Genomic DNA, 24,517 nt, shown 5'->3' on the forward strand with positions numbered 1-24,517 from the left:
ATTTCCTCCTGCGGCTCCCATCCGCTTATGTTGGCATATGTAAACCTTTACATCAGGCATGTAAAGGTTTACATCGTGGATTTACACAGATCTGTTGTGCGGTGCCTTTGACCTCCGGACAAGTCTGTGTAGTGTGCGGCGAAGACAGCCCAAGGCAGACCACGTGTCGAATTCCACGCCCGCTACAATCGAAGACGTCGCCCGGATCGCCGAGGTTTCCATCGCGACGGTATCGCGGGCGATCCACATGCCCGAAAAGGTGGCCAATTCCACGCGCCTGAAAGTCAATCAGGCGATTGCCATCACCGGCTATACGACCAATGCCATGGCGCGCAGCCTGCGGCTCGGTCGCTCCAACATGATCCTGGTCGTGGCGCCCGATATCGGCGACCCCAACTTTTCCAACATCCTGATCGGCCTGGAAAACGAGGCGCGGGCCCATGGCTACGGTGTCCTGATCGGCCATACGCAAAATGATGCGCAGCGTGGCCTGGAATATCTGAAATTTTTCAATTCGAACCAGGCGGCCGGCCTGATCCTCTTTACCGGCATATTGCCGTTCGGCCATCAGATGGTTACGGCGCAGCTACCGCCGAGCGTCGGCGTCTTCGAACCCGTCTTCAATGGTGGCATCCCCTATGTCGGCGTCGACGACATTGAGGGCGCAAGGAAAGCCGTCGACCTGCTTCTGGCGGAAGGTCACCGCAAGATCGCCTTCATCGGCGATTCCCGCACCCGCCTTGCCTACAGCCGCCGCCGGCAGGGCTATGACGCGGGCCTGGATGCTGCCGGCGTGCCGAAAGACACGCGTATCGTGCTGGAAGGCGATGGCACGATCGAAAGTGGCCGCCATGCTGTGGAGCAGCTTTTCATGCGCGACACGCTGCCGACTGCCTTCATGTGCGTCAACGACCAGACAGCGATCGGCGTCATGATCGGCTTGAACGCCCGCGGCTACAATATCCCGCAGGATTTTTCAGTCACCGGCTTCGACGACGTGCCGCAAGCCGTCTTCATGAGCCCGTCGCTGACCACCATCCGCCAGCCGCGCACGGCAATCGGCAAACAGGCCATGGCACTGCTCCTGGAACTGCTGGGTGACGGCCGTCCCGCCGAGAAAGAAATCTTGCTGCGGCCGGATCTCGTGGTGCGCAATTCCGTCTCCGCACCGCCACGCAACTGGCAGAAGCGCTAGCCTCGAAGCTTGAAGCCCCTCGATCTGCCATTGCCCGAACGCCACGCCGTTCTAAGTTGACAACGGACCCTTTCGTTAGGCGAGGCAAACGAGATGACGCAAGATCAACTGGCCGACAGATACCAAGGCTATATTGCCTGCCTGAATGGCCAGGATTGGGCCAATCTCGGAAATTTCGTCCACGAGGACGTTCGTTACAATAGCACGCGCATCGGCTTGTCCGGCTATCGCGAGATGCTCGAAGGCGACTTTCGCGCCATCCCCGATCTCTTCTTCGATATCCAGCTGCTGATCTGCGAGGCGCCGCGCGTGGCGAGCCGCTTGCAATTCGACTGTACACCGAAGGGAGAGCTTTTTGGCTTCCCGGTCAACGGCAGGAAGGTGCAGTTCGCCGAAAATGTCTTCTACGAGTTTCTGGATGGAAAAATCCAAAACGTCTGGTCCGTCATAGACAAGGCCGCCATCGAAGCGCAGCTTTGAAGCTATCAGGTTTCGCGGGTTATGCGACCCGTTGGAACGTGCTGAACTGGAATTTCTGCACACTGTCCCAGGGTGTCGAATGATCATGGCGGCGGCTATCGATCAGTTTAAATCCAGCACCCAGCAAATTTGCGAGGCTCTCGGCGCTGTGTCGCGCAACCGGCAGACCGCTGCACTTTTCCGGTCCATCAAGGGCGAAAGTTCCCATGATCAGATGCCCGCCGATCTTCAGCGCGCGTTTCAACCGCTCGATATAGGCCGCTTGCTCGACCGCGTCGGTTAGAAAATGAAAGGCCGCACGGTCGTGCCAGATGTCATAGGCCTCCGGTGGCTCCCACTGGGTAGCGTCACCAGCAATCCAGGTCACCCGATCGCCTTTCGCGCCAAGCCGCTTTCGCGCCTTGTCGAGCGCAGCCGCCGAGAGATCGAGTACGGTCACATGGCCCAACCCTTCGGCAAGAAAGCTGTCGACGAGCCTTGAAGCTCCGCCGCCCACATCAACGATGGCATCTGATTGCTTTGCCTGAACGAGATGGATCAGGTCTAGAGAGGGTGCTGGGCTTTCCTGAAACCAGCAGACATCGGCCTCGCCCTTGGTCGAATAGACGTTTTCCCAATGCAGCCTACGATCGTCAGACATGAAGCGCTCCAACCATTTTCGTCATCGCCGCTGATGCATGCCAGATTTCTATGGGACCGACCAGCACAATGAGCCGTATTCACCTTCGCAAACGAAAGAGCCGGGAAGCTTTCGCTCCCCGGCTCTTCAAAAAGTCCAACCACTAATCAGACGTAGCGGTTGACGATGTTTTCGAGCAATTCCTGCTTGCCGGACTTCGGCTGCGGGTTGACGTCCTTGCCTTCGACCCACTGTGTAATCTCTTCCAGCGAATATTCGCCGCGGAAGAGCTTCTGGCCTTCAGCCGAATTCCATCCGGCATAGCGGTCTGCGAGCGGCTGCGACAGAGCCTTGTCTTCGAGCATCTTGGCAGCAGCCTTCAGGCCGCGGGCGCAGCAATCCATGCCGCCGATATGGCCGATCAGCAGGTCTGCCGGATCAAGCGACTGACGGCGCAGCTTCGAATCGAAGTTGGTACCGCCCGTCTTGAAGCCGCCGCCCGCCAGAACGTAGTAATAGGCCAGAGCCATTTCCGGAACGTTGTTCGGGAACTGGTCGGTATCCCAGCCGGACTGATAGTCGTTGCGGTTCATGTCGATCGAGCCGAAGATGCCGAGCGCATTTGCGAGCGCCAGCTCATGCTCGAAGGAATGGCCGGCGAGGATCGCATGGCCCTGCTCGATGTTGAGCTTCACTTCGTTTTCGAGGCCGTGCTTCTTGAGGAAGCCGTAGACCGTCGCGACGTCATAGTCGTACTGGTGCTTGGTCGGCTCTTGCGGCTTCGGCTCGATCAGGATCGTGCCCTTGTAGCCGATCTTGTGCTTGTACTCGACGACGAGGTTGAGGAAGCGACCGAGCTGGTCGAGCTCGCGGCCGATATCGGTGTTGAGCAGAGTTTCATAGCCTTCGCGGCCGCCCCACAGAACGTAGTTTTCGCCGCCGAGCTTCTGCGTGGCGTCGATGCAGGTCTTGACCGTCGCAGCGGCGAAAGCAAAGACGTCCGGATCCGGATTGGTTGCAGCACCCGACATGTAGCGACGGTTCGAGAAGAGGTTCGCCGTGCCCCAGAGCAGCTTGGTGCCGGTAGCGGCCTGCTTTTCGGCGAAGTAGTCGACAATCTCGTTCAGGTTCTTGGTGTTTTCGGCAAAGTTCTTGCCTTCCGGGCGCACGTCGGCGTCGTGGAAGCAGTAGTAGGGCGCGCCGAGCAGCGAGAAGAATTCGAAAGCGACGTCAGCCTTGAGCTTGGCAGCCTTCATCGTGTCTTCGAACCAGGGACGCAGGAAGGTCTGACCGCCGAAGGGGTCGCCGCCCGGCCAGGTGAAGGTGTGCCAATAGGCAACCGCGAAGCGCAGATGGTCTTCCATGCGCTTGCCGAGAACGATTTCGTCCGGCTGGTAGTAGCGGAAGGCCAGCGGATTGGTGCTGTCTGGGCCTTCGTACTTCACTTTCTGGATGTCGCCGAAAAATCCGGTGCTCATTTGGGTTCTCCTTGGGTTCAGTTCTTATGGACGGATCAATGGACCAGCGACTTGATCGCCGGGTAGGTCGCGCGATAGCGCTTGTAGGCATCCTCATAGGCGCCGCTGAGTGCGGCGACCGGCTCGATTGTACCGGCCGTAACCGGCGGGGTGCAGACGGCAATCGGATGGGCGCCTGTTGCAGCAATGAGGCCAAGGCGGGCAGCACCAAAGGCGGCACCGAAATCGCCATCCGCCGGCAGGTCGACGGGAACGCCGAGCGCAGTGGCGATAGAGGCCAGCCAGTAGCGCGAACGCGAACCGCCGCCGATCGCCGTGACGCGGGAAATATCCGTGCCCGCAGACCGCAGCGCTTCGAGATTGTCGCGGATCGCGAAGGACACGCCTTCCAGCACTGCCTGCGTCAGCACCACACGACTGCTTTCATGTCCGAGGCCGATAAAGGCGCCGCGGATGACTGCATCATTGTGCGGCGTGCGCTCGCCCGAGAGATAGGGCAGGAAAGTCACGCCGGTCGGCGCCTTCAGGCTTTCGCCAAGTTCGCTGGTGAGATCGGCGGCCGATTTTCCGGTAACCGACGAATGCCAGTTCAGCGCATCGGTGGCCGACAGGATGACGCCCATCTGGTGCCAGGTGTTCGGTAGAGCATGGCAGAAGGCATGGACGGCGCTTTCCGGCTTCGGCAGGTAGGCGGCATTGGCGGCAAACAGAACACCCGATGTGCCGAGCGAAACGAAGGCAGCGCCATCGCTGACCGTGCCCATGCCGCAGGCCGAGGCCGCATTGTCACCGGCACCGCCGGCAACGACGACATCGCCTGATATGCCCCAGGCCGAAGCGAGCGCGGCGCGCAGCTTGCCGCCCTGCTCCGTGCCTTCGACAAGTGTCGGCATCTGTTTTTCATCGAGATTGGTGGCAGCCAGAAGCTCGGACGACCAGGCGCGCTTGCCGGTATCGAGCCAGGACGTACCGGCCGAGTCAGACATTTCCGAAATATGCTCGCCTGTCAGCCAGAGGCGCAGATAATCCTTCGGCAGCAGGACTTTTGCGACCCTGGCGAAGATCTCGGGTTCGTTCTTGGCAACCCAGGCAAGCTTCGGCGCGGTAAATCCGGGAAATACGATATTGCCGGTCAGCTTGCGGAAGCGCGGATCGGCGTCGAGCGCGGCAGCCTCGATATAGGAGCGCGTATCATTCCACAGAATGCAGGGGCGCAGCACCTTGTCGGAAGCGTCGAGCAGCGTTGCACCGTGCATCTGGCCGGAGAGGCCGATGCCCTTGACCGCGGCAAGCTCCTTCGGATGCTTGGCCTTGAGGCCGGCGACGGCCTCTTCCGTGGCGCGTACCCAATGGGCAGGTTCCTGTTCGGACCAGCCGGAATGCGGGCGCGAGACGTCGAGCGAACCATTGGCCGAGCCGATGATCTTCTGATCGCCGTCGATCAGCATCGCCTTGACGCCCGAAGTTCCGAGATCGAGACCCAGATACATGTGGTGTTTCTCCCTTTGCCGTTACGGCAGATTATCTTTCAGGAATATGTCGAGGCGAATGCGCTCCTGCGCATCGATGACGGCAAGCCCGTCCGCCTTTGCCTTGAGAACACGGATCGCGCTGCGCACCTCATGGCCGGCATCCTGGTTGAGGATTGCGTCGATAGTGCCATCGAGAACGGCAGCGCGAGTATGTGCCGTCAATTCATGGGCAATGACCGTCAATGCCCTGTCGGCAGCCTTTTCCTTCAGTGCGCGGATCAGGCCGCGATTACCGGCACCGAGGCTGTAAATGCCGATGATGCCGTCGTTCTTCCCAAGTGCATCCGCAATCAGCATATGGGCAACTTCAGGGTCATCCCGGCCTTCGAGCACCGGCAACAGATGCAGCGCCGGAAACTCCTGCGCCATGACGGACGCAAAGCCCTCCAGGCGCTCACGATGGTCGCGCACCAACATGGAACCCGCCAATACGGCGATCTCGCCTTTAGCGCCGCCAAGGAAACGGCCGAGCAGGCGGGCGGCGGTGCGCCCTGCTGCGATATTGTCGACGCCGGCATAATGATGACGCAGCGATCCCGTCAGATCGGAAACCAGTGTGACGACGGGAATTCCGTCATGGACCAACCGATCCACAATCGCCTTCACCTCAGGCGCGTCGGTGGCCACCAGCGCGATCCCCGAGGGCTTTTCGGCCGCGACTGTTTCAAGCTCGCGCACGAGTGCCTGCGGGTCGAAGGCGGGCACCTCGACGATCCGAATGTCCGTACGCTCGGCGGCCGAGCGCGCAATCGCCGCGCGGATTTCGGCATTCAAGCCATGCATGAAGGAATTGTCACTGGCGGGCAAAATGAAGGTCAGCGGATAGACGCGGCCCTTGGCGAGATTTGCAGCTGCCACGTCGCGCACATAGCCGAGATCGCGGATCGCGGTTTCCACCTTCTCCCGCGTCACATGGCGCACACCCGGCCTCTGGTTCAGAACCCGGTCCACGGTCGCAAGACTAACGCCCGCCGCAGCGGCGATATCATGAACGGTTGGCCTCATCACTCCTCCTGGAGGAGACCATTAGCGCCAAATTTGATGTACGTAAATCAAAAAATGATTGCGTGGCGAAACACCTGCTCATGGATCGGGGAAACCCGGGCGCAGAAAAACAAAAAGGCCCTCCGAAGAGGGCCTTTCTTGCAATGACGGCCGGAGGTCAGTGGCCGCCACCGCCTCCCCCGCCGCCTTGCGGCGCGGGTTTCTTGATCATGACGACGCCAAGGATCATCGCCAGGAAAAGCACTGTCAGCATCAGGAAGATATCGCTGAAGGAAAGGATCATTGCCTGCTTGGTCGCAAGGCCGACCATCTGCTTGACCGCGACATTAGCGCCATCCAGGCCCCAATTGTTGAAATTGGCGGTCATATTGTTCATCTGGTCGATTGCAGCCGTATTGCCCCAATGAACGTTCTCGCGCAGCCGCTCGTAATGCACATCCTGCCGGGTGGTGAGCACGGTGTTGATGACAGCAAGGCCAACGGCGCCGCCAAGGTTACGCGTCAGGTTGAAGAGACCCGAGGCGCCTCGGATACGCTGCGGCGACAGGGTGCCGAGCGCGATATTGTTGATCGGCACCATGCACATCATCAGGCCGAAGCCGCGCAGGATCTGCGGGATGAACAGCTCGTAAAAGTCCCAGTCCTGCGTCAGATGCGTCATGATATAGGTACCTGCCGCAAAGCTGACGAAACCGATCGCCATCATGAAACGCAGGTCGAGCTTGGTCGACAACCGGCCGGCGATCGGCGCCGTGAAGAACATTGCGAGGCCCGACACGAACATCGTCTCGCCGATCATCTGCGAATCGTAACCACGGATGCGGCCGAGATATACAGGATAGATATAGGTAAGACCGTATAGGCCGATGCCCATGACGAAGGAGAAAACCGAGCCAAAGGAGAAGTTTCGGTTCGAGAAGGCCGTCAAATCGACCACCGGGAACTCCACCGTAAAGGCCCGATAGAAGAAGACGATGCCGGCGACAACCGATGCGACGGCTCCCATGACGATATAGCTATCGTTGAACCAGTCGTTCGAATTGCCTTCTTCCAGCACATATTCCAGTGCGCCAAGGAAAACACCCATAGACAGCAGGCCGTACCAGTCGAACTTCTTGAAGAGCGACAGTTCCGGTTTGTCGAAATCGATGAAATTCCAGGTGACGATCGTGACGACGATACCGGGCACGATATTGACCAGGAACAGCCAGTGCCAGGAGAAGGCATGGCTGAGGTAACCGCCGACAGTCGGGCCTATGGTCGGCGCCAGCGTGGCGATGAGGCCAATGATCGGCGAAACGATCGCACGCTTCGACGGCGGGAAGATCGTAAAGGCGGCCGCGAAGACCGAGGGGATCATGCCGCCGCCGATGAAGCCCTGAATGACACGGTAGACGATCATCTGGTCGATGTTCGTCGCCGTTGCGGCCAGGGCGCTCGCCATGGTGAAACCGGCAGCCGAGATTGCGAAGAGATACCGTGTTGAGATGATACGCGCCAGCGTGCCCGACAGCGGGATCATGATGACTTCGGCGATCAGATAGGCCGTTTGCACCCAGCCGATTTCGTCCGAACCGGCAGATAGGCCTGCCTGGATTTCGGCGAGCGAAGCGGAGACGATCTGAATGTCGAGGATCGACATGAACATGCCGAGCACCATCGCGAAGAAAGCGATGAGCCTTTTGGGATCCATGCGATCGGCGGCGTGCGCAGGTGCTGCCGGGATCGAACCCGCCGTTGCTGTCGCGCTCCCTGCCATGGGACTACCTCCGCCCTAGGGCTTACTTCACCGGTGCCGTGCGGGTGTCGACGTCGACGACAACGCTGAGACCGGYGCGCAGGCGGCCGCTATCAAGCGCATCCTGCGGCAGGGCGATGCGAACCGGCACCCGCTGGATGATCTTGGTGAAGTTACCTGTCGCATTTTCCGGCGGCAGCATCGAGAAGACCGAGCCAGAGGCCGGCGCGATGGATTCGACAGTGCCGACGACAGGATAATCGCTGTAGGCATCGACATGGACGTTGACCTTCGAACCCGGAACCAGATGTTGGATCTGCGTTTCCTTGAAGTTGGCGTCAATATAGAGCTGGTGCGTCGGCACCAGCGCCATCAGCCGCTGACCGGGCGAAACGAGATCGCCTTCCTGAACCGAACGGTTGCCGACCACGCCGTCATAAGGTGCCTTCAGAATGGTGAAGGAGAGATCGCGGGCGGCCTTGTCGCGCTGGATTTCCATCGTGCGCACGGAGCCTTCGGCTTCCTTGCGCTGAGCCTCGAGAATCGTGATGTTGGCCTGCGCGAAAACGATGTTGGCATCGCCGCCGGCAAGATTTGCCTTCGCCTGATCCAGAGCCGTATTGGCATCATCGAGATCTGCGGTAGTGCCGACCGACTTCGCCTGCAGGTCGCTCTGGCGCTTCTGCTTGATCTCCGCGCCGCGCACTGTGGCTTCGAGGGCAGTCTTTTGGGCCTGGGCCTGCACAAGGCTCGCCTTGGCGCCTTCGATCTGCGCATCGATGCGGCTGAGCGACAATTGCTCGGTTTCGATCTGCGCGTTCGCCTGGTCGAGGGCGTTCTGGTAGTCACCGTTATCAAGGGTAGCGAGAACCTCGCCTGCCTTGACTTCCTGGTTGGCGACAACATTCACCTTCGCGACATAGCCGGTGACCTTCGGCGAGATCGTCGCAATGTCACCCTCGATATAAGCGTCGTCGGTCGACACGAGGAAGCGGCCGTTGGTCCACCAGTCGTAGCCGTACCAGCCGGCGCCGCCCAGAAGAGCGAGCACGACGACGGGCAGCACGAAACTGCGGCGCTTCTTTGGAGCAGCCGGTGCGACAGCAGGCGCAGGCTGCGCGGGAGCCGTCTGCGGTGCCTCGGCCTTCGGGGCTTCGGCAGGAGCTGCAGCTTCCGCTTTCACCTCTTCGGCGCCGGCATTCTCGCTGACGATGCGCGCGACATTGCTTTTCTGGTTTGTCGACATATACAGGCTACCGATCTGGAGTAAAATAATCGAACTGAACGGTTCGGTTCAGTTGACATAAAGGGTTTTTGACTTCATATCAAGATGCATAGAACCAATCGGTTCGATTTCTTTAAAAGAAAACACGAATTCGCTAAGACGGTTAAGGAGACATGACACTGAAGCCCGAGGATACCGCCGTATTGAGCCCACCCAATCAGGGAGGCCGCTTTGCTGCGGGCGAGGATCCGGCCAAGCGCCAGCAGATCCTCGATGGTGCCAGGCGCGTGTTCCTGAAACTGGGCTTCGATGCGGCCAGCATGAATGATGTGACCCGCGAGGCCGGCGTTTCCAAGGGAACGCTCTATGTCTACTTTGCCAACAAGGAAGAACTCTTCCACGCCATGGTCGAGACCGAGCGCGCCGCCTTCGTCGCGGCCGTGCGCACGGTCCTTGCTGAGCACGACGACGTCGAGGCAGGGCTGTACGAATTCGGGGTAACTTTCGTTACCCACATGACCGAAGACAAGGTCATCGACGCCATGCGTACCGTGCTCGGTGTGCGTGAGCGAATGCCCCTTCTCTGTCAGCGCTTCTTCAAGGGGCCGCAGAACCTGCGCACCATCATGCACGACTTCCTGGAGCGGCATGTGCAAGCCGGCACCCTGAAGATCGACGATATCGATCTCGCCGCCGGTCAGTTCCTCGACCTCGCAAGCGGCAGTTTCTTCAAGTTGCGCCTCTTCGGCAATATGGAAGGCCCGCCGCCGCGCAACGAGATCGAACGCGTCATTCGCGGCGCAATCCATGTCTTCATGGCCGCCTACGGCGTGCGCAAGCGCGAGAACATCTGATCCCATCCTGACCCTGATTGGTTTTCTGCCGGATTTGCGCAATAGCGATCAAATCCGGCCGCACCATTTCCTTTAGGAATGAAGCGGCAACCAGGGGAGAAGAGATGAGCGCTATCGGACGAGCGATATGGTTCATCGAGAGCCATTTCGAAACCGAAATAACCCTCGACGAGATCGCAGAGGCAGCCGGATTATCGCGCTACCATCTGTCCCGCGTCTTCGGATTGGTGACGGGCCATTCGATCAGCACCTATATCCGCGCACGGCGTCTCAGCGTTGCCGCGCTATCGCTCATCTCGGGCTCATCGAGCATTCTCGAGGTTGCCCTCGGCGCGGGCTACGGCTCGCACGAGGCTTTCACCCGTGCCTTCCGCGACCAGTTCGGCATGACACCCGAGGCGGTGCGCCGACAGGGGCACATTCGCAATCTCGCATTGATGGAGCCCATCAGGATGAAAACCGCAACTCTCAACGATCTTGAACCGCCGCGTTTCGAAACCCTTCAGCCGATGCTTTTCGCCGGCCTCCAGGAAACCTATGCCTATGGCGGGAATGCCGCGATCCCCTCGCTCTGGCAAAAGTTCAACCAGCATTTCGGCCATATTCCCAACCAGAAGGGCAATGTCGCCTACGGGATCTGTACCCATATCGACGGCGAGGCCGAGAAATTCCGCTATATGGCGGCGACCGAGGTCTCCGATGCCGACGATCTGCCGGAAGGCTTTGCCACACTGAAGCTGCCGGCCCAGCGCTACGCCGTCTTCTCCCACCGCGGTCATGTTTCCGGCATACCGGCCACGATGGACCTGATCTTCGGTAACTGGTGGCCGACGTCAGGCCTCGAACATGGCAGCATGCCCGACATGTTCGAACGCTACGATGAGCGTTTCGATCCCTATACGGGAATGGGGCTGACGGAAATCTGGTTGCCGATCAAGGAATAAAAGCCCGACCGTTTTCGTATATCCCCTTGCGGTGCTTGCGCGACAGGTCCGCAACGATACATTGTCCGCGTCCATATGCGACGCAAGGGGAAATATGCCGATGCAGGATATCATGACGCTCATTCAGGACCCGGCTGCCTGGGTGGCGCTCGTCACGCTGGTTGTGATGGAAGTTGTTCTCGGGATCGACAACCTGATCTTCATCTCCATCCTCACCAACAAGCTACCGCCTGAGCATCGGGAAAGGGCTCGCAAGACCGGTATCGCCCTAGCCCTCATCATGCGTCTTGCCCTGCTTGGCACCGTCGCCTGGATCGTCCAGCTCACCGAACCGCTTTTCGAGCTCTTCGGCCATGGTTTCTCCTGGAAGGATCTCATCCTGATCGCCGGCGGTCTCTTCCTCGTCTGGAAGGCCACCAAGGAAATCCACCACAATGTCGATCCTGAGGATCAACAGGAGAATTTCATCGCCGGCGCGACAGGCACGAGTTTCGCCTCGGCGATCGGCCAGATCCTGCTGCTCGATCTCGTCTTCTCGGTGGACAGCATCATCACCGCCGTCGGCATGACCCCGCACCTGCCGATCATGATCGTCGCTGTCATCGCCGCCGTCACGGTCATGCTTGTCGCCGCAACGCCACTCGCCAATTTCATCGAGCGCAACCCGACGATCGTCATGCTGGCGCTCGCCTTCCTCTTGATGATCGGTACGACCTTGATTGCAGACGGTATGGGTTTCCACGTGCCGAAGGGCTACGTCTACGCCGCCATGGCCTTCTCGGCCCTCGTCGAGGTGCTGAACATGTTCGCGAGAAACGCCCGCAAACGAAAGCGCGAAGGCGGCCACTAGGTCGCCCCTCGGTTCAATCCTCGCTGAGCGGCTCCGCCTCACTGGGTGAGGCGGAGATTTTTCTCAGCACCGGCGGCCTTACTGAACAGAACCGACATCGCCTGCTTCATATCGTCGCCGGGCTTCACCTCGAAGAACAGATCGTCGGAAGCACATTGCTTGAGCTTCGGGCCGATCTGCGTGCCGAAAGTCGGATTGATCGCCCGGTTCCAGATCGGGTCCGTCGGGATCGGAAGATAGGTCGTGTAAAGGATCGCGAGCTTGATGTTCCGGCTTTTCAGCTGCGAACAATACTTCAGGTCGATCGGTTCGAGACAGCGGTCGGCATCGGCCCATCCGAGGTAACCAGTGCAGCCTGATGGTTTGCGGCTGTCGCCCAGGCCGTCGGTCACGAAGAAAATGACAGTCTGGCGATCGCTGGTACTGGTGCCGGTGCCACCATTTCCCTTGATCTCGTTGCCCATATTGGTCAGCGCCGTATCGAAGCTCGTCAGCGCATCCTCGTTATAACCATGATGGTCGGTCGTCATCAGCGTCACCTGCCCAACCGCATTGGCGATACTTGCCATGTCGATGGTCGGTGCCGAAACCTTCATGATGCCATAACCCGGTTCCTTTGCCGCCTTGCCGAAGCTGTAGGCGGCAACGCGAAACTGGTCCGGTGAGGTGCGCAGACTGGTGACGTCATCCATGAGCGCCTTGGCAGCCTGCGCCACGACGTCGATGCGCAGCGTCACGTCATTCTGGCGGGCAATATAGAAATTGCTTCCCTTGTCATCATGCACGACACCATCGCTGCCAGTCCAGGACATGTGACAGGCAAAAGCGCAATTGCGGCCGGCCGCATCCTGGGCATTGGCCGAGACGGCGACAAGCTTGTCGATATCCCCTTGCGTGGCACCAATCCCCATCGACGGCGTATTGTCGAGCAGCATGTAGAAGTCGGTATAAACGCGGCTCTCTGTGCCATAGATCGCTGTTGCCACACCGGTAACCGTCATCGTGTCCTGACCGAGAACCCGCATGAAGGTCGTCGGGACCTGTGCCGTGAAGGTTACCTTGGAGCTGATATCGCCACCCGACTTGATAACCTTGACGTCAACGTCGAGCGAAGCCGCGCCAAGATGCACGTCGCGCTGCGATAGGAAGAGCGTCTTGCCGTCAGCATCGCCGACAGTGACTTCGCCGTCCTGCTTCATCTGCTGGGCCGCAAGCAGGGCCGGCGATTTTGCCGCTATCGCGCCGAGCGCTGCCGCATCCGCAGCGCCCATCAGATCCGAGTGAATTTCGAGAGCACTGCCATAATCGACTGCAATGCCGGCAGCACCAAGCAGCGGCACGATCGCCAGCGCCGTCAGGACACCGAAATTACCACAGCGATCCGCGAGGAGACGCATCAAGAAAACACGCATAATATCACTCATAAAAACAATGGATTGTTCAATGCCTGAAGTAATGCACGGGAGAGCTTAATATATTGCCCAACGGCCTCGCGCGGGCGGGTCGGCAGAAGCCCGCCAAAAGCGGTTTTTCTTGACGTTCCCCTTTGAATATGGCCTAAGCGCAGCCATACGGATAATCGGCGGAATATGCGGGCAGATGCCCTTCTCCAGCCGGCTTCCGAAAGATATCTGCGTTCTCCAGGCCGACGTCGCTTTCCTTGAAAAGCCGCTCGGCATTCATTGACGGGCACATAAAAAATGACAGCTTCCGGCGTCCGCGTCCGCATCGCTCCCTCGCCGACCGGCGAGCCGCATGTCGGCACCGCTTACATCGCTCTCTTCAACTACCTCTTTGCCAAGAAGCATGGCGGCGAGTTCATCCTGCGCATCGAGGATACCGATGCGACGCGCTCGACACCTGAATTCGAGACGAAAGTGCTGGATGCGCTGAAGTGGTGCGGGCTGGAATGGAAGGAAGGTCCCGATATCGGCGGCCCATACGGCCCTTATCGCCAGTCCGACCGCAAGGACATGTATCAGCCCTACGCCCAGGAACTGCTGGACAAGGGCCATGCCTTCCGCTGTTTCTGCACGCCCGAGCGACTGGAGCAGATGCGCGAAAGCCAGCGTGCCGCCGGAAAGCCGCCGAAGTACGATGGTCTCTGCCTGACGCTGAAGGCCGAGGAAGTCACTTCGCGCATGGCCGCCGGCGAAACCACCGTCATCCGCATGAAGATCCCGACCGAAGGCTCATGCGACTTCACCGACGGCGTCTATGGCGACGTGTCGATCCCGTGGGATTCCGTCGACATGCAGGTCCTCATCAAGGCCGACGGCATGCCGACCTATCACATGGCAAACGTCATCGACGACCATCTGATGAAGATCACCCATGTCGCGCGCGGCGAAGAGTGGCTGGCCTCCGTGCCGAAGCACATCTTGCTCTATCGCTATTTCGGCTGGGACCAGCCGGTGTTCATGCATCTGTCGCTGATGCGCAACGCCGACAAGTCGAAGCTATCCAAGCGCAAGAACCCGACCTCGCTCTCCTATTATTCTGCGCTCGGCTATATCCCCGAAGCGCTGATGAACTTCCTCGGCCTGTTCTTCATCCAGATCTCCGAAGGCGAAGAATTGCTGACCATGGACGAGCTGTCGGAAAAGTTCGACCCGGAGAACCTGTCCAAGGCCGGCGCGATCTTCGACATCCAGAAACTGGACTGGTTGAACGGCCGCTGGATCCGCGAAAAGCTCTCGGAAGAAGACTTCCGCGACCGCGTGCTCAACTGGGCAATGGAAAACGATCGCCTGATGGCCGGCCTTCGCCTGTCGCAGACGCGCATTTCCAAGCTCGGCGAACTGCCCGATCTCGCAGGCTTCCTGCTGAAGTCCGATCTCGGCCTGCAGCCCGCAGACTTTGCCAAGATCAAGTCGCCGCCAGAAGAGATCCTGGAAATCCTCAACACCGTTCAGCCAGATCTCGAAAAGATCCTCGAATGGAACGTCGAGACGATCGAAGCCGAGCTGCGCGCCATTGCCGACCGCATGGGCAAGAAGCTGAAGGTCGTCGTCGCACCGCTCTTCGTCGCCGTTTCCGGCTCGTCGCGCTCGCTGCCGCTCTTCGATTCCATGGCGATCCTCGGCCGCTCGGTCGTACGCCAGCGCTTGAAACTTGCCTCGCAGGCAGTCGCCGCCCTCGTTGGCTCGAAGTAAGAACAGTCAGAGGATCCAGACAATGACTGACAACAAGACCGAAAACACCCTTTCCTCCGATGCAACGGAAGTGCGCGCCCAGAAGCTGAAGCTGCTGCGCGAGCAGATCGGCGACGTCTATCCGGCGCATTTCCACCGCACGCTGACCAATGCCGAGCTGGCCGCGAAATACGAGAACCTGGAATCCGACGTCGAGACACAGGATGTCGTGACGGTCGCCGGCCGCGTCTACTCGTCGCGCAACTCCGGCATGTTCATGGACATCCACGATGCCGGCGGCAAGATCCAGATTTTCAGTCACAAGGACACGACCCCCGAAGAAGCCCGCGCGCTGCTGCCGATGATCGATATCGGCGACATTATCGGCGTCACCGGCATCGTGCGTCGCACCAAGCGCGGCGAACTGACCATCAACGCCCAGAAGATCGAGATGCTGACCAAGTCGCTGCTGCCGATGCCCGAAAAGTGGCACGGCCTCTCCGACATAGAACTGCGCTACCGCAAGCGCCATCTCGACATCATGACGAATGAGGAATCCAAGCTGCGCTTCCAGCAGCGCTCGAAGATCCTCTCCGGCATCCGCCGTTTCATGGAAGACGACGGCTTCATGGAAGTCGAGACACCGATGCTGCATTCGGTCTACGGTGGTGCCACCGCCGAGCCGTTCAAGACGCATCACAACACGCTGAAGCTCGACATGTACCTGCGCATCGCGCCGGAACTGTTCCTGAAGCGCACCCTGGTCTCGGGCCTCACAGACAAGGTCTTCGAGATCAACCGCAACTTCCGCAACGAAGGCGTCTCCACCCGGCACAATCCGGAATTCACCATGATGGAGTGCTACTGGGCCTATGCCGATTACGAGGACATCATGGACCTCGTCGAGCGGCTGTTCGAGAGCTTAGCGCTCTCCATTCACGGCACGACGGAATTCCCCTTCGGCGACAAGACGCTGTCCTTCAAGGGTCCGTTCAAGCGCGTGCCGATGCCGGACGCCGTCAAGGACGTCACCGGCATCGACTTCCTGGCGATGAAGACCGACGAGGAAGCGCGTGCCGCCGCCAAGGCTGCCGGCTTCGCGGTCGAGAAGGATTGGACCTGGGGCGAATGCCTTGCCTTCATCTTCGAAGAAAAGGTTGAGCAGACGCTGATCCAGCCCTCGCACGTCACGCATTTCCCGAAGGACATTTCGCCCTTCGCCAAGGAAGTGCCGGGCGAGCCCCGCCTCGTTGAACGTTTTGAGACCTATTGCAATGCCTGGGAACTGGGCAACGCTTTCTCCGAACTCAACGATCCGGAAGAACAGCGCCGCCGCATGGTGGAGCAGCTCGAGCAGGCGCATGCCCGCGGCGAGAAGGAAAAGCAGCTCGACGAGGAATTCCTCGATGCGATCGACCAGGGCATGCCGCCCGCCGGCGGTCTCGGCATCGGCGTCGACCGCTTGATCATGCTCCTCACCAACGCGCCGTCGATCCGCGACGTCATCCTGTTCCCGGCCCGCCGCGCCAAGGCTGACTGAGAAACGAGTTGCCTGAACGTCAAAACGGAGCGCCCGAAAGGACGCTCCGTTTTGCTTTTCCTGAAACATTCCGCCTCAGATCATGTAGCCGCCGGCGACCTCGATCGTTTGCGCGTTGATCCAGGCACCGTCCTCGGACGCCAGCATGGCAATCACCCGGCCGACATCGTCGGATTCTCCGATCCGGCCGAGTGCCGTCTGCGAGGCAAGCAGCGCCGCAAATTCCGGGTTTTTGTCCAGCGCGGCATCAGCCAGATTGGTGCGAATAGCGCCAGGCGAGACCGCATTGGCGCGGATCCTGCGGTTGCCGAACTCCTTCGCTTGATACCGCGTCAAGGTCTCAAGCCCAGATTTGAGAGCGGCATACGGCGCCACACCGGCCGTTGCGACACGCACCGAGGCGCTCGTCACATTGAGGATCACGCCACCATCCACCATCAGCGGCAACAGCGCCTGCGTCAGGAAAAACGGGCCCTTCAGGTGCACGTTCATCAGCGCGTCGAACTGGTCGGTCGTCACCGTCTCTATCAGATTGAACATGCCGAACCCGGCATTGTTGACGAGGCAATCGAAATCACTGCGGCCCCAATAGGTGGAAAGCAGTCGCTTGACCTCCTCAACGAAGGAAGGAAAGCTTGCGGCATCGCCGACATCCAAAGCCAGCGCGACTGCCTGGCCGCCCGCCGCCTTGATCTCGGCCACAGCTTCATCGGCGCCGGGCTTGTGGCTGTTGTAGGTCAGGATGACCCCCATTCCGCGCCGCGCGCATTCCTGAGCTGCCGATTGACCGATGCCCCGGCTGCCACCGGTAATGATTGCGATTTTCATCTGTGTCTCCTTGCTTTCGATGGCCGGAAGCTAGGGGAAACGGGAGGCCGCTACTCCGCCGGAAACTGCCTCGTTCTTGCCTATTCCTGCTTTTGTCTTGCGCGCAATGACGAGCTGGGTCAGGATTCCCCCATGCAGACAATGTTCGAAGAGATGCGCCGCCTGACGGCCCGCGCCGAAAACCGCCCGACGGAAACCGGCATACCCGGCATATTGATGGTCAAGGGAGAGATCCCTGAGCACAGGCTCGGGGCGATCTATGAGCCAATGGTCAACCTGATCGTGGATGGCAGCAAGACGCTCACCATCGCCGGCCAGGACTATTACTACGACCCCACCACCTATTTCGTCATCTCGGTGGATATGCCCGCAACTGGCAAAGTGCAGCAAGCCGGTCTCGACAGGCCCTATATCGGTGTTAGTCTGTCGCTTGATCCGGCAAGGGTCGCAGCCCTTCTCATCGACCTTCCGCCACAGACCTATCAGGAGGGGCAAGGCGGCGGTTATTCCGTCTGCCACATGACGCCGGAACTTCTCAGCGCCTGGTTGAGAATGCTGCAGCTCATGGAGCGGCCGCAGGATATCCCGGCTCTTGCGCCTGCTTATGAACGCGAAATCCTCTATCGCGTGCTGCAAGGGCCACAAGGCTGGATATTACGTGATATTGCGGCACCCGACAGCGCACTCTCGCGGATAAGACTCGCCATCCGCTGGGTACGCGATCACTACGCAGAGGCGGTCGAGGTCGAAAAGCTTGCCGGCCTCGCCTCGATGAGCGTGTCCGCCTTTCATCGCCATTTCAAGGCAGTGACGGCGATGAGCCCGATCCAGTTCCAGAAACGCATCCGATTACTGCAGGCTCGCCAGCTTCTGATCGGCCAATCCGGAAATGCATCCTCGGTCGCCTACACCGTGGGCTATGAAAGCGCCTCGCAATTCAGCAGGGAATACGCACGCTTCTTCGGCCAGCCGCCGGCGCGCGATGCCTCACTGATAAGGGAAAATATCAAGCCTGCCGCCTGATCGTTTTCGGAACTAGTGGCCGCTCTTGACAGGCGGCTCCTCTGCGGGAGCGTCTCCTGCCGGAGTGGCTGCATCCTTGGCAGCCTGCTCTTGAGCAGACGGTTCCTCAGCCTCCTTGGGAGCAGCGCCCTTTTCCGGCTTGCTCTCTTTCTTGGTGGAGGCGACGGCCACGGGATCGATGCAATCGGCCGGGTCCTTGAGGCTCGCATTCAGCGTTGCGATCCGATCGTCCGGCAACTCGATGCGTTCGCCGTAGAAGAGGCCCTGCTCACTCGCCTTGCCGTCGTAATAACGGGCCGTATAGGGCTTGTCGTCGAGACCTTCGACCATCTTGTCGGGATGCGCAATATAGACCACGTCGGCGCCGATCGCCCGGCCGCGAATGTCCGAGCGCAGGGTCGGACCGTTCTCGTCGAGGACGACGACCTGCACCAGATCGGGCTTTTGCGCTTCATAGACGGCCTGCGCGACGCGCAACGCCGTCTTGACGCGTGTCATGCCGTCGACAGGTTCGGTCTTGATGTATTTGCGGACCCAGACATGATCCTGCTTCTTGATCGTCACGAGATTGACGTCGGTGCAGGCCACGCCATCAGCGGCTTCCTCGTCACCCAGCAGCCTGTCTTTGCCAACATAGACCGCAGCACCGCCGGAAACGCCCGCTAACAGGGCGCTACCACCGATGATCAAAGCCAATTTCCGGGAAGGCCGGAATATGCGCAGTAAGGCCTTCACGCCAACTGCTCCGCCATCTGAAAACTCCAACGCAATACAAGTGACTGTTAAGCTAGGGAAATGACGTTTCCGAATGTTTAAGTGGGCCTTCTGACTTTGTCTCGAAGTGGCAAAATACCAAAAAAGGTCCAGCTGCTCCTGCGCTTGCCAGAGCGCTCACGCACATGCTCTAAAATGCCATGGCTTTCACGCTTCGCCAGATTCAATATTTCGTCGCCGTTGCAGAACAGGGCTCGGTCACACGCGCCGCGCAGAACCTGTCGATCTCCCAATCATCAATAACGGAGGCGCTGAAAGAACTCGAAAGCGACCTCGGGGTCGTGTTGTTCGAACGCCACCCGCGGGGGCTCTCGATCACCCACAATGGTCACCAGTTCCTGCGGCACGCCACGAAAATCCTGGCAACGGTCTCCGATGCCCGCACCAGCTTTTCCGCCCAGCAGAACATACCTTCCGGCACGCTCAATATCGGCGTTACTTCGCTTGTTGCCGGCTATGTGCTTTCGGACCTGCTGGCCCGCTATCGCCGCGCCTGCCCCGGCGTCGAAGTCAGCGCCATCGAGGACAATGGCAGTTATCTCGAACATCTGCTGGTCGGCGGCGAGCTGGATGTCGCTGTCATGGTGATTTCAAATCTGCGTGATCGCATGGCTCTCCAAGCGGAAATTCTGGAAACCTCCCCCTATCGCCTCTGGCTGCCAATGGGGCATCCGCTGGTCTCGGCCGATATTATCTCGGTTGCGGATATCGCCCGCGAACCGCTGATCATGCTGACGGTGGATGAAATCGAGGAAAATACCGGCAAACTATTGACCGCACTCGGCGCCCGTCCACACGTCGCCTTCCGCACTCGCTCGGTGGAAGCGGTACGCAGCCTGGTTGCCACGGGCGCGGGCGTGGCGCTACTGCCCGATCTTGTCTATCGCCCCTGGTCGCTGGAAGGCGACCGTATCGAGAGCCGCGACGTTTCCGGTTCTCTGCCCGTCGTGCAGGTCGGCATGGTCTGGCGCAAGGGCTCCAGCCTGCCGCAGGCGGCGCGCGATTTTGTGGCTATCGCCGAGAACATGCGATCGGGAAGATCCCGCTAGGTATCGGAATTTCCGATATCGGCTTTCTGATAAATGAATTTGCGAAACCGGCCTTTCCGCGTCACCTTTTCTTCCGGGAACAAAACGCCGCAAAAGCGGCACCGAACCGGGAGACAGACGATGAAGCATCTTCTGAAATCGTGCACTGCTGCCCTCGCGAGCCTGAGTTTCGCGACGCAGGTTATCGCTGCCGAACCGCTAAAGGAATTGGGCAAGGGAGAAGGCGCCGTCAGCATCGTCGCCTGGGCCGGCTATATCGAGCGCGGTGAAACCGACAAGAATTACGATTGGGTCACCGACTTCGAGAAGGAAACGGGCTGCAAGGTTTCCGTAAAGACCGCCGCCACCTCGGATGAAATGGTGGCGCTGATGAACGAAGGCGGCTTCGACCTCGTCACAGCCTCGGGCGACGCATCGCTGCGCCTTGTGGCCGGCAAGCGCGTCCAGCCGATCAACACCGACCTGATTCCGAGCTTCAAGACCATCGACGAGCGCTTGCAGAATGCGCCCTGGCATACGGTGAACGGCGTCCACTACGGCGTGCCTTATCTCTGGGGCCCGAACGTACTGATGTACAACACGGACACTTTCAAGGATAAGGCGCCGACGAGCTGGAACGTCGTCTTCGAAGAGCAGAACCTGCCTGATGGTAAGTCCAACAAGGGCCGCGTCCAGGCCTATGACGGCCCGATCTATATCGCCGATGCGGCCATGTATCTGATGGCGCACAAGCCCGATCTCGGCATCAAGGATCCTTACGAGCTCAACGAGGATCAGTACAAGGCCGCCCTCGACCTGCTGCGTGGCCAGCGCAAGCTTGTTTCGCGCTACTGGCATGATGCGATGATCCAGGTCGACGACTTCAAGAACGAAGGTGTCGTTGCCTCCGGCTCCTGGCCGTTCCAGGTAAATCTGATGCAGGCAGACAAGCAGAAGATCGCTTCGACCTTCCCCGAAGAAGGGGTAACTGGCTGGGCTGACACGACCATGCTGCACGCCGACAGCGAGCATCCGAACTGCGCCTATATGTGGATGGAACACTCCCTGAAGGCGAAAGTACAGGGCGATGCCGCCGCCTGGTTCGGCGCCGTTCCCTCGGTTCCGGCAGCCTGCAAGGGCAACGAGCTGCTGACCGACACCGGCTGCAACGGCAACGGTTACGATCACTTCGAAAAGATCAAGTTCTGGAAGACCCCGGTCGCCAAATGCACGACCGAGAGCGAATGCGTGCCCTATCATCGCTGGGTATCGGATTATATCGGCGTGATCGGCGGGCGTTGACGCCAGGCCGATTAACGTAAGTGCCTTTCCCAACTCCTCGCAAAGTCGAGGGGCCGGAGTGGCACCGCCGCATTCCTGCTGAAACGCCGAAAGGTTTGAGAGTGGGCGCCGCAGGTTAAGCCCCTCCCCCTTGTGGGGAGGGGTTTGGGGCAGCGCGTTTAGAACGAAGGGCAATGCCTCCCTCGAATGATACAGGTCCGGAGCTTCCATGACGTCAGCCGTCCGTTTCCAGAAGGTGTCTCGCCATTTCGGCGCGGTGCGCGCCGTCGACGGCGTTGATCTTGAAATCGTGCCCGGCGAGTTCTTCGCCATGCTCGGCCCGTCCGGTTCCGGCAAGACAACCTGCCTGCGGCTGATCGCAGGCTTCGAACAGCCGACATCGGGACATATCGAAATCTTCGGCGAAACCGCAGAAGGCGTTCCGCCCTATCGCCGCAACGTCAACACCGTCTTTCAGGACTACGCGCTCTTCCCGCATCTCGATATACTCGACAACGTCGCCTACGGGCTGATGGTCAAGGGCGTCGGCAAGACGGAGCGGATAAAGGAAGCCGAAAAGGCGCTGGAACTGGTGAAGCTGCCCGGCTACGGCAGCCGCCGTCCCGGCCAACTCTCCGGCGGCCAGCGCCAGCGTGTGGCGCTCGCCCGTGCACTCGTCAACAAGCCACGGGTACTCCTGCTCGACGAACCGCTTGGCGCCCTGGACCTGAAACTACGCGAGCAGATGCAGGAGGAGTTGAAGAGCCTGCAGCGCGCGCTTGGCATCACTTTCATCTTCGTCACCCACGACCAGGGCGAAGCGCTCTCCATGGCCGACCGCGTCGCGGTCTTCAACAACGGCGGCATCGTCCAGCACGGCACACCCCAGGACATTTATCGGCGTCCGAAAACACGCTTCGTTGCCGATTTCGTCGGCTCGTCGAATGTCATCGCACCCGATGTCATGACAGCCCTTGGCGGCGAGAAACGCTGGGCGAGCCTGCGGCCGGAAGCAATCCACATCGCAGCTGACGGCATTGAAGCCAGGGTCGAAAATGCCAGCTTCCTGGGTGCGGCGACCCGGCTTGCCGTCGAGACCAGGGGATCGCGTCTTCACGTCATGCTGCCGGCCGGCAGCGACGTCCCCGATATCGGCACCGCCATCCGCCTTTCCTGGCAGCAGGGCGACGTGCACTATATGGATGATGCGGCATGACGGCGCTGGCAATCACCAAGCCCGAAGCTTCGATCCTGCCGCAACGTGGCGGTTTCTTCGGCCGCCTTTCGGACAGCTTGTGGCGCCACCCGAAACTGCTGCTCTTCCTGATGCTGACCCCGCCGCTTCTCTGGCTCGGCATCATTTATATCGGCTCGCTGATCGCGCTGCTGCTGCAGAGCTTCTTCTCGATCGACGATTTCTCGGGGATGGTGAATTACGAGTTCACCCTCGACACCTATGCCCAGCTTCTAAACCCCAGCAATTTCGACATCATCATCAGAACAATCCTGATGGCGGCGCTGGTGACGGTCGCCGCGGCCCTCGTTGCCTTTCCAATCGCCTATTATGCGGCCCGCTATGCGCAAGGAAAATGGAAGGCCCTCTTCTATCTTGGCGTCATGATGCCGCTCTGGTCGAGCTATCTCGTCAAGATCTACGCCTGGAAATTGATCCTAGCGAAGGAAGGTATCCTCACCTGGTTTTTCGAGAGGTTCCATCTGTCCTGGCTTCTCGACGGCGTACTCGCTTTGCCCATCGTAGGCGGCAATTCGCTCTCCGTCAGCTATCTCGGCACCTTCATCGTCTTCGTCTACATCTGGCTGCCCTATATGATCCTGCCAACGCAAGCAGCCCTCGAGCGCGTGCCCGGCAACCTGATCGAGGCCTCAGCCGATCTTGGCGCTACGCCACGCCAAACGTTCCGAACCGTGCTTTTCCCGCTGGCGCTGCCCGGCATCGTCGCAGGCTCGATTTTTACCTTCTCGCTGACTTTGGGCGATTACATCATCCCGCAGATCATCGGCTCGTCCCGTCTGTTCATCGGCCAGGCGGTCTATACGCAGCAGGGAACGGCTGGCAACGTACCGCTCGCCGCTGCCTTCTCCGTCGTGCCGATTGCCATCATGGCGATGTATCTGTGGCTCGCCAAACGCATGGGAGCCTTCGATGCGCTCTGACCGCGGACAGAAATCACCCCTCGTCCTGAAGATCGCAGCCGCCGGCGGCCTGCTCTTCCTGCATCTGCCGATCCTGCTGATCTTCGTCTATGCCTTCACGACGGAAGAGAAGAGCTACCAGTGGCCGCCGCCAGGCCTGACGCTGCAATGGTTCGGCATCGCCTGGAACCGCCCGGATGTCTGGTCGGCTCTTGGCCTCTCCCTGCAGGTTGCCTGCATCGCGACCGTGATTGCGCTGATCCTCGGCACGCTCTGTGCGGCCGCCGTCAGCCAGACGAAATTCTTTGGCCGTGAAGCGATCTCGCTGCTCGTCATTCTGCCGATCGCGCTTCCCGGGATCATCACCGGCATTGCGCTTCGCTCCGCCTTCAGCCTCTTCGACATCCCCTTCTCGGTCTGGACGATCGTGCTCGGTCACGCCACCTTCTGCGTCGTCGTTGTCTACAACAACGCCGTTGCCCGCTTCCGCCGCACATCGGCCTCGCTGATCGAAGCCTCGATGGATCTGGGTGCCGACGGCTTCCAGACCTTCCGCCATGTCATCCTGCCAAATATCGGCACCGCGCTTCTCGCGGGCGGCATGCTCGCCTTTGCCCTGTCCTTCGATGAGGTGATCGTCACCACCTTCACCGGCGGCCAGCAATCCACGCTGCCGATCTGGATGCTCGAAGAGTTGATCCGCCCCCGTCAGCGCCCGGTCACCAATGTGGTCGCCATGGTCGTCGTACTCGTCACCTTCCTGCCGATCCTGGCAGCCTATTACCTCACTCGCGACGGCGACCAGATCGCCGGCGCCGGCAAATAACCGGAGCGG

At 59.9% G+C, this 24,517-nt stretch carries 22 protein-coding genes; 13 read left to right on the forward strand and 9 right to left on the reverse strand.

Annotated features, from left to right (window positions below):
* Positions 1 to 163: 163 nt before the first annotated feature.
* A complete protein-coding gene (locus AC1DF8_RS19780; RefSeq protein WP_112544300.1) occupies positions 164 to 1,195 on the forward strand; it encodes a LacI family DNA-binding transcriptional regulator in 1,032 nt (343 codons plus the stop codon).
* A 93-nt stretch (positions 1,196 to 1,288) separates the two neighbouring features.
* Positions 1,289 to 1,675 carry an ester cyclase gene (locus tag AC1DF8_RS19785; RefSeq protein WP_112968735.1) on the forward strand — a complete coding sequence of 129 codons (387 nt, stop codon included), beginning with the start codon at positions 1,289 to 1,291 and terminating at the stop codon, positions 1,673 to 1,675.
* Positions 1,676 to 1,694: 19 nt separating this feature from the next.
* Here the strand turns inward: AC1DF8_RS19785 and AC1DF8_RS19790 are convergent, their stop codons facing one another.
* The 6 genes from AC1DF8_RS19790 to AC1DF8_RS19815 all read right to left on the reverse strand — a co-directional run bounded on the left by AC1DF8_RS19790 (position 1,695) and on the right by AC1DF8_RS19815 (position 9,293).
* Complete coding sequence (locus tag AC1DF8_RS19790; RefSeq protein ID WP_478154526.1) at positions 1,695 to 2,315, reverse strand: class I SAM-dependent methyltransferase; 621 nt, start codon at positions 2,313 to 2,315, stop codon at positions 1,695 to 1,697.
* Between the two features lie 146 nt (positions 2,316 to 2,461).
* Complete coding sequence (gene xylA, locus AC1DF8_RS19795) at positions 2,462 to 3,772, reverse strand: xylose isomerase (RefSeq protein ID WP_112544306.1); 1,311 nt, start codon at positions 3,770 to 3,772, stop codon at positions 2,462 to 2,464.
* Positions 3,773 to 3,807: 35 nt separating this feature from the next.
* Entirely contained in the window at positions 3,808 to 5,262 is a 1,455-nt protein-coding gene (gene xylB / locus AC1DF8_RS19800) for a xylulokinase (protein WP_478154529.1), read from the reverse strand.
* A gap of 21 nt (positions 5,263 to 5,283) precedes the next feature.
* A complete protein-coding gene (locus tag AC1DF8_RS19805) occupies positions 5,284 to 6,309 on the reverse strand; it encodes a LacI family DNA-binding transcriptional regulator (protein ID WP_112968732.1) in 1,026 nt (341 codons plus the stop codon).
* A 157-nt stretch (positions 6,310 to 6,466) separates the two neighbouring features.
* Positions 6,467 to 8,068 carry a DHA2 family efflux MFS transporter permease subunit gene (locus AC1DF8_RS19810; RefSeq protein ID WP_183890219.1) on the reverse strand — a complete coding sequence of 534 codons (1,602 nt, stop codon included), beginning with the start codon at positions 8,066 to 8,068 and terminating at the stop codon, positions 6,467 to 6,469.
* Positions 8,069 to 8,090: 22 nt separating this feature from the next.
* Positions 8,091 to 9,293: an HlyD family secretion protein gene (locus AC1DF8_RS19815; RefSeq protein ID WP_478154531.1), complete on the reverse strand. Its 1,203-nt coding sequence runs from the start codon at positions 9,291 to 9,293 to the stop codon at positions 8,091 to 8,093.
* 152 nt (positions 9,294 to 9,445) lie between these two features.
* Here AC1DF8_RS19815 and AC1DF8_RS19820 point away from each other — a divergent pair, with 152 nt between their 5' ends.
* From AC1DF8_RS19820 to AC1DF8_RS19830, 3 genes are all read left to right on the forward strand, one after another.
* Entirely contained in the window at positions 9,446 to 10,126 is a 681-nt protein-coding gene (locus AC1DF8_RS19820) for a TetR/AcrR family transcriptional regulator (protein WP_113211891.1), read from the forward strand.
* A gap of 104 nt (positions 10,127 to 10,230) precedes the next feature.
* On the forward strand, positions 10,231 to 11,070 hold the full coding sequence (locus AC1DF8_RS19825; RefSeq protein ID WP_183890223.1) for an AraC family transcriptional regulator: 840 nt from the start codon (positions 10,231 to 10,233) through the stop codon (positions 11,068 to 11,070).
* A 100-nt stretch (positions 11,071 to 11,170) separates the two neighbouring features.
* Positions 11,171 to 11,920 (forward strand): TerC family protein, encoded by a 750-nt coding sequence (locus AC1DF8_RS19830; protein ID WP_113015456.1) that lies wholly within the window; start codon positions 11,171 to 11,173, stop codon positions 11,918 to 11,920.
* Positions 11,921 to 11,958: 38 nt separating this feature from the next.
* Here the strand turns inward: AC1DF8_RS19830 and AC1DF8_RS19835 are convergent, their stop codons facing one another.
* Positions 11,959 to 13,332, reverse strand: coding sequence for a pilus assembly protein TadG-related protein (locus AC1DF8_RS19835; RefSeq protein WP_478154534.1), 1,374 nt, complete (start codon positions 13,330 to 13,332; stop codon positions 11,959 to 11,961).
* Between the two features lie 288 nt (positions 13,333 to 13,620).
* On the opposite strand from AC1DF8_RS19835, the gene gltX reads away from it, so the two are divergent.
* Positions 13,621 to 15,075, forward strand: coding sequence for a glutamate--tRNA ligase (gene gltX / locus AC1DF8_RS19840; protein WP_478154536.1), 1,455 nt, complete (start codon positions 13,621 to 13,623; stop codon positions 15,073 to 15,075).
* Between the two features lie 22 nt (positions 15,076 to 15,097).
* Positions 15,098 to 16,594, forward strand: coding sequence for a lysine--tRNA ligase (lysS, locus tag AC1DF8_RS19845; RefSeq protein WP_478154537.1), 1,497 nt, complete (start codon positions 15,098 to 15,100; stop codon positions 16,592 to 16,594).
* Positions 16,595 to 16,669: 75 nt separating this feature from the next.
* Here lysS and AC1DF8_RS19850 read toward each other — a convergent pair whose 3' ends face one another.
* Positions 16,670 to 17,422, reverse strand: coding sequence for an SDR family NAD(P)-dependent oxidoreductase (locus AC1DF8_RS19850; RefSeq protein ID WP_113145464.1), 753 nt, complete (start codon positions 17,420 to 17,422; stop codon positions 16,670 to 16,672).
* A 132-nt stretch (positions 17,423 to 17,554) separates the two neighbouring features.
* On the opposite strand from AC1DF8_RS19850, the gene AC1DF8_RS19855 reads away from it, so the two are divergent.
* Complete coding sequence (locus tag AC1DF8_RS19855) at positions 17,555 to 18,445, forward strand: AraC family transcriptional regulator (protein WP_478154539.1); 891 nt, start codon at positions 17,555 to 17,557, stop codon at positions 18,443 to 18,445.
* Positions 18,446 to 18,457: 12 nt separating this feature from the next.
* Here the strand turns inward: AC1DF8_RS19855 and AC1DF8_RS19860 are convergent, their stop codons facing one another.
* Positions 18,458 to 19,180 (reverse strand): hypothetical protein, encoded by a 723-nt coding sequence (locus AC1DF8_RS19860; RefSeq protein ID WP_112968723.1) that lies wholly within the window; start codon positions 19,178 to 19,180, stop codon positions 18,458 to 18,460.
* Positions 19,181 to 19,359: 179 nt separating this feature from the next.
* On the opposite strand from AC1DF8_RS19860, the gene AC1DF8_RS19865 reads away from it, so the two are divergent.
* The 5 genes from AC1DF8_RS19865 (at position 19,360) to AC1DF8_RS19885 (ending at position 24,508) form a co-directional block, all read left to right on the forward strand.
* The gene (locus AC1DF8_RS19865) at positions 19,360 to 20,268 is read left to right on the forward strand and encodes a LysR family transcriptional regulator (RefSeq protein ID WP_112968722.1); all 909 of its coding nucleotides are present in this window, start codon (positions 19,360 to 19,362) and stop codon (positions 20,266 to 20,268) included.
* A gap of 120 nt (positions 20,269 to 20,388) precedes the next feature.
* On the forward strand, positions 20,389 to 21,549 hold the full coding sequence (locus AC1DF8_RS19870) for an ABC transporter substrate-binding protein (protein WP_112968721.1): 1,161 nt from the start codon (positions 20,389 to 20,391) through the stop codon (positions 21,547 to 21,549).
* A gap of 208 nt (positions 21,550 to 21,757) precedes the next feature.
* The gene (locus AC1DF8_RS19875) at positions 21,758 to 22,744 is read left to right on the forward strand and encodes an ABC transporter ATP-binding protein (protein ID WP_113015450.1); all 987 of its coding nucleotides are present in this window, start codon (positions 21,758 to 21,760) and stop codon (positions 22,742 to 22,744) included.
* On the forward strand, positions 22,741 to 23,703 hold the full coding sequence (locus AC1DF8_RS19880; RefSeq protein ID WP_478154542.1) for an ABC transporter permease: 963 nt from the start codon (positions 22,741 to 22,743) through the stop codon (positions 23,701 to 23,703). The genes AC1DF8_RS19875 and AC1DF8_RS19880 overlap by 4 nt, the downstream gene beginning before the upstream one ends.
* On the forward strand, positions 23,693 to 24,508 hold the full coding sequence (locus AC1DF8_RS19885; RefSeq protein WP_112968718.1) for an ABC transporter permease: 816 nt from the start codon (positions 23,693 to 23,695) through the stop codon (positions 24,506 to 24,508). The genes AC1DF8_RS19880 and AC1DF8_RS19885 overlap by 11 nt, the downstream gene beginning before the upstream one ends.
* Positions 24,509 to 24,517 lie beyond the last annotated feature (9 nt).

Source organism: Rhizobium sp. 05N49, from assembly GCF_056396805.1.

Bases quoted from the DNA above. Each gene is read 5' to 3' on its own strand.
- AC1DF8_RS19805 (WP_112968732.1), bottom strand. From the start codon at position 6,309: ATGAGGCCAACCGTTCATGATATCGCCGCTGCGGCGGGCGTTAGTCTT.
- AC1DF8_RS19835 (WP_478154534.1), bottom strand. From the start codon at position 13,332: ATGCGTGTTTTCTTGATGCGTCTCCTCGCGGATCGCTGTGGTAATTTC.
- gltX (WP_478154536.1), top strand. From the start codon at position 13,621: ATGACAGCTTCCGGCGTCCGCGTCCGCATCGCTCCCTCGCCGACCGGC.
- AC1DF8_RS19880 (WP_478154542.1), top strand. From the start codon at position 22,741: ATGACGGCGCTGGCAATCACCAAGCCCGAAGCTTCGATCCTGCCGCAA.
- AC1DF8_RS19785 (WP_112968735.1), top strand. From the start codon at position 1,289: ATGACGCAAGATCAACTGGCCGACAGATACCAAGGCTATATTGCCTGC.
- AC1DF8_RS19825 (WP_183890223.1), top strand. From the start codon at position 10,231: ATGAGCGCTATCGGACGAGCGATATGGTTCATCGAGAGCCATTTCGAA.
- AC1DF8_RS19830 (WP_113015456.1), top strand. From the start codon at position 11,171: ATGCAGGATATCATGACGCTCATTCAGGACCCGGCTGCCTGGGTGGCG.
- AC1DF8_RS19855 (WP_478154539.1), top strand. From the start codon at position 17,555: ATGCAGACAATGTTCGAAGAGATGCGCCGCCTGACGGCCCGCGCCGAA.
- AC1DF8_RS19810 (WP_183890219.1), bottom strand. From the start codon at position 8,068: ATGGCAGGGAGCGCGACAGCAACGGCGGGTTCGATCCCGGCAGCACCT.
- AC1DF8_RS19870 (WP_112968721.1), top strand. From the start codon at position 20,389: ATGAAGCATCTTCTGAAATCGTGCACTGCTGCCCTCGCGAGCCTGAGT.
- AC1DF8_RS19885 (WP_112968718.1), top strand. From the start codon at position 23,693: ATGCGCTCTGACCGCGGACAGAAATCACCCCTCGTCCTGAAGATCGCA.
- xylB (WP_478154529.1), bottom strand. From the start codon at position 5,262: ATGTATCTGGGTCTCGATCTCGGAACTTCGGGCGTCAAGGCGATGCTG.
- AC1DF8_RS19850 (WP_113145464.1), bottom strand. From the start codon at position 17,422: ATGAAAATCGCAATCATTACCGGTGGCAGCCGGGGCATCGGTCAATCG.
- AC1DF8_RS19820 (WP_113211891.1), top strand. From the start codon at position 9,446: ATGACACTGAAGCCCGAGGATACCGCCGTATTGAGCCCACCCAATCAG.
- AC1DF8_RS19790 (WP_478154526.1), bottom strand. From the start codon at position 2,315: ATGTCTGACGATCGTAGGCTGCATTGGGAAAACGTCTATTCGACCAAG.
- xylA (WP_112544306.1), bottom strand. From the start codon at position 3,772: ATGAGCACCGGATTTTTCGGCGACATCCAGAAAGTGAAGTACGAAGGC.
- lysS (WP_478154537.1), top strand. From the start codon at position 15,098: ATGACTGACAACAAGACCGAAAACACCCTTTCCTCCGATGCAACGGAA.
- AC1DF8_RS19875 (WP_113015450.1), top strand. From the start codon at position 21,758: ATGACGTCAGCCGTCCGTTTCCAGAAGGTGTCTCGCCATTTCGGCGCG.
- AC1DF8_RS19865 (WP_112968722.1), top strand. From the start codon at position 19,360: ATGGCTTTCACGCTTCGCCAGATTCAATATTTCGTCGCCGTTGCAGAA.